Source organism: Kibdelosporangium phytohabitans, from assembly GCF_001302585.1.
Lineage (GTDB): Bacteria > Actinomycetota > Actinomycetes > Mycobacteriales > Pseudonocardiaceae > Kibdelosporangium > Kibdelosporangium phytohabitans.
This window is the reverse complement of the sequence record NZ_CP012752.1, coordinates 6,156,938-6,168,319: the sequence shown is the minus strand read 5'-3', so window position 1 is coordinate 6,168,319 and position 11,382 is coordinate 6,156,938. Positions and strand designations below refer to the sequence as shown.

Below are 11,382 nucleotides of genomic sequence, written 5' to 3'. Positions count from 1 at the left end.
TGCACGAACAAGGGGGGTCGCAGCTCCGCGCTCGGCAGATCAACGGAGATCTCGCACGGACGAACGCACTGTCGTGCGTCGGCAGCGCGTTCGTCTGACCCTCGACGGCGCCCCCGCGGCGCCCACCGCGGGGCCTGCCGGGGGGCCTGCCGGGATCACGCCACCTGGGCACTCATGCCAGGATCGAGGTGTTCCACATGATGATGTCGAAGACCAGATCCACGTCCCACCAGCCGAATGACTGGAAGTAGTCCAGCGGCATGATGCCCAGTGGCCCCAGGTCGTCCGGCGGGTCGACGAGAGTCGCCTCCAGCGCCGACTGCACGGGGCCCTGGAGTGCGTACGCGATCTCCTGCGGCGACAGCCACGGCGCGTCGGTTCCGCTCACGTAGTTGATGTAAACGCGGTCGTCGTCCGTGCGTGTTATCGACTTGTTGGCCTGGTCGCAGATTTCGTCGATCTTGTCGTCGATGTTCGTGACGGTGTAGTCGTCCTGGATGACGAAATTCGATCCGCCGTATGCTATTCCGCCCAAACCGGCCACGTTCCCGAACAGGACTATTCGACCGCGCACGTCGCCGAGGTCCGGTACCCAGCTGTCGGTGTAGAAGAGGTCGCTGAGGTATCGGTCGTCGAAGACTTTCTTGAACGCAGCGTCGCTGACGTCCGAGTATTCCTGCTTCACCCGCATGAAGATTGTTTCGGACGGGTTGTCCTCGAGGAATTCGGCGCACTGGCGCAGGACGTCGCCGAACATGAGGTGCTGGTAGAAGGCCCCGTGGTGGATCGCGAACGACCTGTCGTCGTCAGGGCCGACGACGCGGCAGCGGATGTCGAGGAACCGTGCCCCGTAGTTGAGCTGGGAGGCGATGTCCAGCGTCTGGCACGCCACCCAGGCGCCGCCGTACCTGGCGCAGGACTCGTGGCTGCCCGGGACGGAGAGCAGGCCGGCCGACACGTCGTCGCGCAGCGACCCCAGCCAGTTCGTCGTGTCCCACTCGACATCCGGTCCGGAATGGACGAGGCGTGATCCGCGAACGCCCGAATCCCGGATCATGGCCTGAATGCGCGGGTCTTCCAGCCCGAGGTGCTGGTGTTTCCGCACGGTGTTCTGGAACGTGTGCGTACGCCGGATGGGGTGGTGTATTGTGGACATCCACGCAAAACCTTCCCGTACAAAGTAATCGCTGAGGATTGGCGCGCATGCGGTGGGCGGTGACCCGGTGGATGTGGTTCATGTTCTTGCCGACAGGAAATCGTCCTGTTCTCGCCAACGACTTCAACAGGTACACGAAAATGCGGATCGTGTATATAGGAGTCACCCGGTGGCACCACGCGGCGCACGGAATGGCCATAAAGTGGACGATCAGGGGCCGTGAATATCGTGACGACAGCGCTTCGGTGCGCACCCGGCGGAACCCTCCAGGTCGGGTCGAGGTTGAGGATGACCTTGAGGTCGAGACTGGCGGATGCGCAGTGGGGGCATGGCTGTCACGGAGCGTTCACGGCGCCGCCGTAGGCTGGACAGCGTGATCACAGCCCCCGTCCCGCCTGAACCGAGGCCTGCGCGCACGGTCTCGTTCGTGCGGCGGCATCCGGTGATCTGGCGGACCCTGGCGTCGCTGGCCGGCGGGGGACTGCTCGCTCTCAGCTTCCCGCCGCGGACCACGTGGTGGCTGGCGGTGGCCGCGTTCGCGTTGTTCGCCGCCGCGATCCGGGGCAGACGGGCGCGCGCCGGGTTCGGGTACGGCTTCCTGTTCGCGTTGGCGTTCTTCATGCCGTCGCTGTTCTGGTTGCAGAACTTCCTCGGTGAGGGGTTCGGTCCCTCGCCGTGGATCGGGTTGTCGGCGGTGCTGTCGCTGTTCGTCGCCGTGGCGGCGGCCGGGATGGCTGTCGTCAGCACGTTGCCGGGCGGTCCGGTCTGGATGGCCGCGTTGTTCGTCGTCGCCGAAGCGGTCAGGGCACGGTTCCCCTTCGGCGGGTTCCCCTGGTCACGGGTGGGGTTCGGGCAGCCAGAGGGGTGGTTTCTGCCACTGGCGTCGCTGGGCGGCGCGCCGCTGCTGACCTTCGCGGTGGCGCTGACCGGGTGCGCGATCACGCAGTTCGTCGTACGGCGAGACGTCGGACCGGCGTTGATGGCAGTGGCCCCGCTGGCGGTCGCCTTCGCGACGTTGCCGTTCGTCGGCACGGACGCGCAGAACGGCACGATCACCGTCGCCGTCGTGCAGGGCAACGCGCCGGAAGGACTGGGGGCGCTGGGGTCCGGCAACGAGATGCGCCGCAACCACATCCAGCGGGCCGAGCAGCTGGCGCGGGACATCAAGGCGGGCCGCGGGCCCAAGCCGGACGTCGTGCTCATGCCCGAGACGTTCACCAACCTCGTCCCGGACGCCGGCAACGACACGCAACTCAACCGGATGGTCGAGGACCTCGGCGTGCCCACGCTGGTCGGGGCGCGCCAGCGGCAGGCCGACGGCAGCGACCAGAACGTGATGATCGTCTGGGACCCGCGCACCGGCCCCGGCCAGGAGTACGCCAAGAGCAAGCTCGTGCCGTTCGGGGAGTTCGTGCCGATCCGCCCGGTCGCGCGGCTGTTCACGCCGTTCGTCGACGGGCAGCTCGACATGCGGCCGGGCATCCAGGCGCCCGTGCTCACCGCCGCCGGGAGCACACTCGGCGTCGGCATCTGCTTCGAGGTCGCCTACGACGACGTGCTCACCCAGGCCGCCCGTGACGGCGCCGAGGTGCTCACCGTGCCGACCAACAACAACTGGTACGGCCGCACCGAGATGAGCTACCAGCAGCTGGCCATGTCGCGGGTGCGGGCGATGGAACACGGGCGCGCGGTGGTGGTGTCGGCCACAACCGGGGTCAGTGCGATCGTGCAACCTGATGGATCTGTCACCCGTCAGACTGAGTTGTACACCGCGGACACGCTGGTGGCCGCCGTGCCCAAAAGGACGACCGTTACCCTGGCTACCCGGATCGGCGCCTGGCCGGAGGTGGCCATGGTCGTCGGCGGCCTCGCGGCGCTGCTGTGGGCCATCGGTTCGCGGATCCGGCAGCGTCAGCGTCGGGTCGGCACGAACTCGGGCCGGACAGAACAGGACTAGGAGAGGAACGTATGGCGGAGCTCGAGCCGGTGCTTGTGGTGATCCCCACGTACAACGAGAAGGACAACATCACACCGATCATCACCCGGCTGCACGCCGCGCTGCCCAAGGCACACGTCCTCGTGGTCGACGACGGCAGCCCGGACGGCACGGGGGAGATCGTCGACAAGCTCGCCGCGGCGGACGAGCGGGTGCACGTCATGCACCGCACGGAGAAGGCCGGCCTCGGTGCCGCCTACGTCGCCGGGTTCGGCTGGGCGCTGGAGCGCGACTACAACGTCATCGTCGAGATGGACGCCGACGGTTCGCACGCGCCGGAGGACCTGCCCCGCGTGATCGACGCGCTGCACGACTCGGACCTGGCGATCGGCTCGCGCTACGTGCCCGGCGGCAAGACGGTGAACTGGCCCAAGCGCCGCTGGATGCTGTCCAAGATGGCCAACGTGTACTCGCGGATGTGGCTGGGTGCCAAGGTCAACGACATGACCGCGGGTTTCCGCGCGTTCCGCCGCCCGGTGCTGGAGAAGCTCAAGCTGCACAACGTCGCCTCGGCGGGCTACTGCTTCCAGATCGACCTGACCTGGCGCACGCTCGAGTCCGGGTTCACCATCTCCGAGGTGCCCATCACGTTCACCGAGCGCGAGATCGGCGTGTCCAAGATGGACGGCGCGATCGTCCGCGAGGCGCTGTGGCGCGTGTTCAAGTGGGGCGTGCGGGTGCGCGGCAACCAGATCAAGTCGGTGGTCAAGGGCGGCAAGTCCAGCTGACCGGATGGCCGAGCAGGGTTTACTCGCCGGCATCGGCTGGACCCGTGCCGTCCGCGTCGACGGGCTGACCGGAGCCGACGACGCCGAGGTCTGGGTGAAGCTGGAAGCGGCCAACCCGACCGGCTCGTACAAGGACCGGATGGCGCTGGCGACGATCCGCGGCGCCGAGCAGACCGGCCGGTTGCGGCACGGGCAGATCGTGGTCGAGGCGACCGGTGGCAGCACGGGCGCCTCGCTCGCGTTGGTGTGCGCGGTGACCAGGCATCCGCTGCGGCTGGTCACCTCGGACGCGTTCGCGCCGGAGAAGCTGTCGGCGATGCGCGCCTTCGGCGCCGAGGTCGACCTGGTGACCAGTCCGCCCGGCGGGTTCCGGCCGGAGCTGTGGCCGCAGCTGATCGAACTGGCCAGGCTGGTCGCCGACCAGGTGGACGGGTTCGCCACCGACCAGTTCCACAACCCGGACGTGATCAACGCCTACAAGCCGCTGGGTTACGAGGTCGCCGCGCAGGTCCCCGGCCAGATCGACGCGTTCTGCGTGTCGGTGGGCACGGGTGGCTGCCTGGTCGGGGCGGGGCGCGCGCTGCGGCAGCGGTTCCCGTCGATGCTGCGGGTGGCCGTGGAGCCCGCCGAGTCGCCGGTGCTGTCCGGGGGACGGGCGGGCACGCACCGCATCGAGGGCATGGGGATCGGTTTCTGGCCGCCGCTGCTGGAGTCGTACGACTTCGACGAGGTGATCACCGTGTCCACCGGCGAGGCCCGCGAGATGGCCCGTGTGGCGGCCGCGGAGTACGGCCTGTTCTCCGGTCCGTCGACTGGGGCCAACCTGGTGGCCGCGGCGCGGCTGGCGCGGCGGCTGGGCCGAGGGCACCGCGTGCTGACCGTTCAGGTCGACAGCGGGCTGAAGTATCTGTCGTGCGGGTTGTTCGAATAGTGCCGCACGTCCGGAGTGGCGGCGTTCCCCAACAGATGTTGTCCAACTAATGTTGGGTCATGGGGCGATGCAGGAACCTGCAATCGGGCTTACCGGCCGGGAATGAAAAACCCCGCCCAGGCGGGAGGTCTGGGCGGGGTCGTTCGTGGTGGGAGTCGAACTACGCGGTCCGGCTGCGCCTGCCGCGGAGTTCTTCAAGCCGCTCGGTGAGCAAGTCCTCGAGCTCCGGAATGGTCCGGCGCTCGAGCAGCATGTCCCAGTGCGTCCTGGGTGGCTTGACCTTCTTGGGCTCGGGCATGGAGCCGTCGATCATCTTCGATTCCAGCCCGTGGAGCCGACACTCCCACACCGGCGGCACTTCGGCGTCGTCCGAGAAGGGCACCTCGAAATCGTGGTCCTTCGGGCACGCATACCTGACCGTACGACGCGGCGCGAGATCGTGGTTCCGGTCAGTCTCGTAACTGACCGCTCCCAGCCGGCTTCCACGGAGAACACGGTCGGCCATGGCGGTGTCCTTTCGTTCGGCCCGAGTCCCCTCGGACCAGGGTGGTGCTCACTGAGCGCAACGAACGGAACGGCCGGAAGATTCCCTTCCCCCGGCACTCGTCGCGCACAGTGACATGTTTCACCCGTCAACAACAGCTTCCTCCTAAGGGAGGCAATCGGCGCGGGAAAGTGACGCGTTATCCCACAATCGACACCAACATCTCACCCGTTCGGAGGAGTTAGTTCACAGGTCAGTCCAGGATGTGCAGGTACCCGGTCGGATCGAAGCGTAAACGTCGATCCGGCGGGTGAGAAATCATGACTTCGAGTAGCCGCTCGTACTCGAATACGAACGACACTCAGCGTTTATCCATTGTCACGCCTTGCTCTCGAGGGATTGTGGCACGGTGTTGCCGACGGCTTCGATGGCCCGCTTCACCGGGACGAAGAGCATCAGCACGAAGCCGACCGCGAAGAAGATCACCAGTGAGATGATGGCGTACCGGTAGGAGCCGGTGGTCTGGGCCATGTACCCGAACAGCAGCGGCCCCAGCCACGAGGTGGCCCGCTCGCCGACCTCGTAGACCGAGAAGTACTGCGCTTCCTTGCCTGCCGGGATCATCTGGCTGAACAGGGCCCTGGCCAGCGCGTTCGTCCCGCCGAGCACCAGTCCGATGCCCGCGGCGACGAGGTAGAACTGCAGCTGCTGGCCGGCCTGCACGAAGTAGGCGCCCGCGATCACGACCACCCAGATGCCGAGGCTGACCAGGATGGTGCGCTTCGCGCCGATCCGGCGGGCGAGCCTGCCGTGCAGGACGCCGCCGATGTAGGCGACGAACTGCACGATCAGGATCGTCGTGATCAGCACCTGCTGCTCGAACTTGAGCTCCTCGCTGCCGTACTGGGCCGAGACGTTGGCGACCGTGGAGATGCCGTCGGTGAAGATCAGGTACGTGCCCAGGAACGCCAGGGTCAGCGGGAACGCCTTCGCGCCGCGCAGCGTGCTGCCGAGCTCCTTGAAGCCCGCGGTCAGCGCGGAGCTGCCCGGCTCGGGGTCGTGGGCGGGCTGGTGCTGCCTGAGCCGCCGCAACGGGATGAGCGTGAACAGCGCCCACCAGACACCGGAGGTCACGAACGCGATCCGGGCCGCGGTGCTCTCGTCGACGCCGATGCTGTCGCCGAACAGCACGAGGACCAGTTGCAGCGCCAGCGCCGCGCCGCCGCCCAGGTAACCGAACGCCCAGCCCTTGGTGGACAGGTCGTCGCGTTCCTCGGCGGTGGCGATGTCCGGGATGAACGAGTAGTAGATGGCCACCGACGTGCCGTAACAGATGTTGCCGACGATGAACAGCAGCGCGCCGAGCTCCCAGTTCGCACCAGCGACCAGTGCGATCAGGGCGGTGGCCACCGAGCCGGAGAACGCGAAGATCGCCAGCATCCGCTTCTTGTTCTGGGTGCGGTCGGCGATCGCGCCCATCAGCGGCACGATCAGCACCTGGATCACGGTGGCGAACGACAGCAGGTAGCCCCACAGCGATCCGGCCGGGAACTGTAACCCGAACAGGGAGACGTCACAGTTGCGGAGTTTGTCGCCCGCGGGGCACGCGTCGGGCCCGTTCGTGGCGGTGTCCGCCTTGGCCGCCGTCGCGGCGACCGCGGTGAGGTAGAGCGAGCCGAACACCGTGGTCACGGACGTGGGGAAGACCGAGTTCGCCCAGTCGTACCACACCCATCCCCGCTGCTCCTGCTTGCGGATCTGGGCGTCTGCCATCGTGCTCACTCAGGTCCTCCCGGTCGGTTGGTACGCGGACTGTACTGGGCGGTTTCCCGGGCGGGTGATCGGCTGCGGGATGCGGTATCGAAAGTTCACGTGCGAGTGACTCGCCGGGCACATGATAACGGTGTGATTTACCTTCGGTGACCATGAGAAAACGGCTCGTTATTACCTGTTTGGTGATCGCAACCGTGATGGCTCCGCAGGCGTGGGCAGACCCGCCTGGCAACGACTGGGCGAGGCTCCGCAAGTGCGAGTCGAATGGCCGCTATGACGCGAAAGGCAAGCATTACGGCGCGTACCAGTTCACCCTCGACACGTGGCGCAGCGTCGGCGGCAAGGGACTGCCCCACCAGGCCACCCCGGACGAGCAGGACTACCGGGCGCTGTACCTCTACCGCATGCGCGGCTGGCAGCCGTGGACGTGCGCGCGCAAGCTGAAGCTGCGCGAGGACGGCGACGCCCGCAGCAAGCGGGTCCCCACGTACGCCGAAGCCGCGTACATCTAGGCGAGCACTGTGGCCCTTGGTGCGCGAAACGCAGCAAGGGCCACAGTGGTGGCCAAGGGGACCGGGTCAGTGGGCGGGGGTGGCGGCGGGCCACATCCCCCGGGCTCGCAGCACGTCCCTGAGGATCTCGGGGCGGTCGGTGACCAGGCCGTCAACCCCGAGGTCCAGCAACCGGTTCATCTGCGGGGCGTCGTCGATCGTCCACACGTGCACTTCCATGCCCCGCCGGTGAGCCGCGGTGACCAGGCGCCGGTCGACCACCGTCAACCGGCCCTGGCTGACCGGGACCTGGGCCATCCGGCCGCGGATCGCGCGCCACGCCCTCGGCGCCCACACCCGGCCCGCCGCCCACAGCGCGGCCACCGACCTGGGCCCCATCGACGTCATCAGACGCGGGCCCATGCGGGCGCGCAGCCGCTGGAGCCGGGTGTCGGAGAACGACGCGAGGCAGACCCGGTTGAGCGCACCCGTGCGGCGCAGCGCCCGGATCACGGGCTCGACCGCGGAATCGGCTTTCACATCGATGTTGACCAGGGCGTCCGGCAGTTCCTCGAGCAGGTCCTCCAACCGGCAGACCTCCTCACGGCCGCCGATCTTGGCGGTCCGCACGCTGCGCCACGGCTGCCGCGCGACGAACCCGCGCCCGTCGGTGGTGCGGTCGAGTTTGTCGTCGTGGTGCACCACGACGACGCCGTCGGACGTGGCGTGGACGTCGGTCTCCAGATAGTGGTAGCCCTCCTGCGCGGCGCGCTTGAACGCGCTCAGGGAGTTCTCCATGTCCTCGAGGTCGCCGAGATGCCAGCCGCGGTGGGCGAACGCCCGCGGGTATGGTCCGGCCAGATAGTCGTGGTCGCGCACATAATGAGTGTGCACCGGCGGCGTGGCGGATGGGTGGCAACGCGATGTCCAGATACGGTCAATTGTCATGACGGTGGTAACCGGGACCGACTCACCCGGGCAGCCTGTGCAGCGTGATCCGCTGCGGGGGGATCCGAGGCACTGCGGCTGGTGCGGCCGCAGGTTGCCGGAGGAGGACAGAGTCGGCAGGCCGCGGCGGTACTGCGCCCAGCCATGCCGGCAGCGGGCGTACGAGCGCCGCTCGGCGCTGCAGCGCAGTGGCCTTCCTGACGATGCCGTGGTGTTGTCGACCGCGGAACTGGCGGATCTGCAGGACAGGTTGTTTCAATTGCGGTGTGCGGCAGAAGATGTGGTGACCGCGGCACAGGACGGGGCGGACGCGGCGGAACTGGGGCGGCTGGCGGCGCAGATCCTGCGTTCGGCCGATGCGCTGGAGCGTCTGCGCTGACGGGAGCGGTCGGCTACGCTTCGTGCGCGCGTGACAAGACAACCTGCTTTGTAGAGATCCTGCGAGGGTGTTAGTGAGCGACGACAGCGCCTCATTGGGCGAGGTGCTGGCGGCCAGCGATATCGCGTTTGCCGTCACCGACCAGCGGTGCCGGGTGAAGTGGGCCAACCCCCGGATGGCCGGTCTGTTCGGCCTGAGCACCGAGCAGAGCGTGGGCCGGTCGCTGACCGCCCTGCTGGCCGGCGCGCCCGAGTCGCCGACCGACGAGGCCGCCGTGGTCTCGTGGCGCTCGCGCGACGATGACGACCACCGGTGGCTGGAGGTCTCGTGCGTGGCGGTGGCCGAGGCCGACCTGCTGTACCGCGCGGTGGACGTGACCCGCTGGCGTGACCAGGAGCTGCGAGCCGCCAAGCTGGGGCACCGGCACGAGGACCTGCTCCGGATGGTGGAGGAGGACCCGCTGACCGGCCTGCCGAACAGGCGGGCGTTGACCAGGGAGCTGGAGCGGCAGCTGGCGCTGGGTGTGCGCGGCGCGTTGCTGCTGCTGGACCTGGACAACTTCAAGGACATCAACGACCTGCGCGGCCACCCGGCGGGCGACCGGGTGATGTGCACGCTGGCGAACCTGCTGCGCGACCGGCTGACCGACGGCCAGGTCGTGGGGCGCCTGGGTGGTGACGAGTTCGCGGTGGTGCTGCCGGGCGCGGACGAGCGCGAAGCGGTGACGGTGGCCGACCGGCTGCGCACAGCGGTGGCGGCGGTCCCGTTGAGCGGCGGCTCGGGAGCGACCCGGACGACGATCAGCGCGGGTGTGGCCCGGTTCGACACCGGTGAGAGCTGGCAGGCGATCCTGGCGAACGCGGACCTGGCGCTGTACGCGTCGAAAGCCGCGGGCCGCAACCGGGTCACGGTGTACGAGCAGGGGCACTACACGGACACCGCGCTGCGGGTGTCCGTGCTGGACCGTCTGCGCGGGGCGTTGCAGGACGGCGGATTCGCGTTGCACGCCATGCCGATGGTGAAGCTCGCCAGCGGCCGTGTGGTGGGGCACGAGTTGCTGCTGCGGTTGGAGGACAACAAGCACCCGCGGCTGGGGCCGGGGGAGTTCCTGCCCGCGGCCGAACGCAGCGACCTGGTGCTGGACATCGACCGGTGGGTGGCGGGCACGGCGATCGACGCACTGGTGGAGCACCCGTACCCGGGGCTGCGGTTCAACGTGAACGTCTCCGGCCGGACGCTGGAGGATGAGGACTTCGGCGACTTCGTGCTCGACCGGATCGCGGCGGCGGGCGTGGCGCCGGGGCGGCTGGGCTTCGAGATCACCGAGACGGCCGCGGTGACGAACCTGGACGCGGCCCGCAGCCTCGCCCAGCAGCTGCGCGCCAGCGGCTGCCGGATCACCCTCGACGACTTCGGTTCGGGCTTCGGCTCGTTCGTGCACCTCAAGCAGCTGCCGATCACCGGGTTGAAGATCGACGGCGAGTTCGTGCACGGCATCGACTACGGCAGCCGCGACACGGTGCTGGTGAGCGGGATCGTGGACATCGCACGAGGCCTGGGCCTGTCGGTGGTGGCCGAGTGGGTGGAGCGGCCCACGCAGGTGCAGGCGTTGTCCCGGCTCGGGGTGCGGGTGGCGCAGGGATTCCACCTGGGCCGGCCGGAACCGTTGAACGCGTTGCTGTCACGCCCGAACGTCGGCTGGCCCCAACGGCCGCAGTCGATGGAGGAAGCCGCGGAGAAGAACCGGGCCCGCGCGGAGAACGCCTAGCCGACGGTGAACGCGCTGTCCGCTCGCGATGCGGTGACGGGCCGCTAGTGGCCTGTCAACGTTTCGAGACGGGTCCCTTGCTCATGCTGTGGGGTGGTTGCGGGGCCAGTCGCAGGCGCACCCGGACCCGTTCGTGCACCAGGCCCAGCAGGCGCAGGCGCCACATCTGCGGTAGCCGCGCGGGCAGTTCGGTCTCCCCGGCCATCGCCAGTGACAGCAGGTGCGTGCCGGTGAGTTCGGCGACGATCGCCTCGGCGGCGTAGCGCACGTCGGTTCCGGACAGCAACTCGCCTGCTTTCTCCGCGTCCCGCAACAGGTCCCGCACGATCGCCACCGATCCGGCGAACTGGCTCGCCGCGGCCACCTCGAACAGGCCCGCCTCCAGCACCAGGCGGCTGCCCGCCCGCAGGACCGGATCGGCGCACATCCGCTCGGCGAGTTCGAAGGAGAAATCCACCAGCGTCTGGGTGGGCATGCCACCGCGGTCGCCGAGCTCGTACCGCACCTCGTGCCACAGCAGGGACTGCCGTTCGATCACGGCGAGCGCCAGCGCGTTCTTGGACGGGAAGTGGCAGTACAGCGCGCCTTTGCTGACCTCGGCGCGGGCGCACACGTCGTGCAGGCTCGCGCCGGTGAAACCGTCGCGGTCGAACACCTCCGCCGCCGCGGCCACCAGATCGCCCCTGGTCTGCCAGCCGGTCCGCTTGCCGTTCACCACCGCCACCTCG

The 11,382-nt window shown here is 68.5% G+C and carries 10 protein-coding genes and 1 pseudogene; 6 read left to right on the top strand and 5 right to left on the bottom strand.

Going from position 1 to position 11,382, the window contains the following annotated elements:
• Positions 1 to 172: 172 nt before the first annotated feature.
• Complete coding sequence (locus AOZ06_RS27935) at positions 173 to 1,156, bottom strand: phosphatidylinositol-specific phospholipase C (RefSeq protein WP_054292113.1); 984 nt, start codon at positions 1,154 to 1,156, stop codon at positions 173 to 175.
• A 373-nt stretch (positions 1,157 to 1,529) separates the two neighbouring features.
• Between AOZ06_RS27935 and lnt the strand changes: the two genes are divergently transcribed.
• Genes lnt through AOZ06_RS27920 form a run of 3 tightly spaced genes read left to right on the top strand, consistent with a single transcriptional unit; the run spans position 1,530 to position 4,811 of the window.
• Positions 1,530 to 3,113 (top strand): apolipoprotein N-acyltransferase, encoded by a 1,584-nt coding sequence (gene lnt / locus AOZ06_RS27930; RefSeq protein WP_169798989.1) that lies wholly within the window; start codon positions 1,530 to 1,532, stop codon positions 3,111 to 3,113.
• Positions 3,114 to 3,124: 11 nt separating this feature from the next.
• Complete coding sequence (locus AOZ06_RS27925; protein WP_054292112.1) at positions 3,125 to 3,880, top strand: polyprenol monophosphomannose synthase; 756 nt, start codon at positions 3,125 to 3,127, stop codon at positions 3,878 to 3,880.
• Positions 3,881 to 3,884: 4 nt separating this feature from the next.
• Positions 3,885 to 4,811, top strand: coding sequence for a PLP-dependent cysteine synthase family protein (locus AOZ06_RS27920; protein ID WP_054292111.1), 927 nt, complete (start codon positions 3,885 to 3,887; stop codon positions 4,809 to 4,811).
• Between the two features lie 160 nt (positions 4,812 to 4,971).
• Here the strand turns inward: AOZ06_RS27920 and AOZ06_RS27915 are convergent, their stop codons facing one another.
• The gene (locus tag AOZ06_RS27915) at positions 4,972 to 5,316 is read right to left on the bottom strand and encodes an RNA polymerase-binding protein RbpA (protein ID WP_054292110.1); all 345 of its coding nucleotides are present in this window, start codon (positions 5,314 to 5,316) and stop codon (positions 4,972 to 4,974) included.
• Between the two features lie 357 nt (positions 5,317 to 5,673).
• Positions 5,674 to 7,068, bottom strand: coding sequence for an MFS transporter (locus tag AOZ06_RS27910; protein WP_054296976.1), 1,395 nt, complete (start codon positions 7,066 to 7,068; stop codon positions 5,674 to 5,676).
• Between the two features lie 152 nt (positions 7,069 to 7,220).
• Between AOZ06_RS27910 and AOZ06_RS27905 the strand changes: the two are divergent.
• Positions 7,221 to 7,577, top strand: a pseudogene (locus AOZ06_RS27905) (transglycosylase family protein); the annotation flags it as partial.
• 69 nt (positions 7,578 to 7,646) lie between these two features.
• On the opposite strand, the gene AOZ06_RS27900 reads toward AOZ06_RS27905, so the two are convergent.
• Positions 7,647 to 8,438, bottom strand: coding sequence for a glycerophosphodiester phosphodiesterase family protein (locus AOZ06_RS27900; protein WP_054292108.1), 792 nt, complete (start codon positions 8,436 to 8,438; stop codon positions 7,647 to 7,649).
• A gap of 67 nt (positions 8,439 to 8,505) precedes the next feature.
• Here AOZ06_RS27900 and AOZ06_RS27895 point away from each other — a divergent pair, with 67 nt between their 5' ends.
• Both AOZ06_RS27895 and AOZ06_RS27890 read left to right on the top strand, forming a co-directional pair.
• The gene (locus tag AOZ06_RS27895) at positions 8,506 to 8,886 is read left to right on the top strand and encodes a hypothetical protein (RefSeq protein WP_054296975.1); all 381 of its coding nucleotides are present in this window, start codon (positions 8,506 to 8,508) and stop codon (positions 8,884 to 8,886) included.
• A 73-nt stretch (positions 8,887 to 8,959) separates the two neighbouring features.
• Entirely contained in the window at positions 8,960 to 10,654 is a 1,695-nt protein-coding gene (locus tag AOZ06_RS27890) for a sensor domain-containing protein (RefSeq protein WP_236951761.1), read from the top strand.
• Between the two features lie 55 nt (positions 10,655 to 10,709).
• Here the strand turns inward: AOZ06_RS27890 and AOZ06_RS27885 are convergent, their stop codons facing one another.
• Entirely contained in the window at positions 10,710 to 11,369 is a 660-nt protein-coding gene (locus AOZ06_RS27885; protein WP_169798988.1) for a ScbR family autoregulator-binding transcription factor, read from the bottom strand.
• Positions 11,370 to 11,382 lie beyond the last annotated feature (13 nt).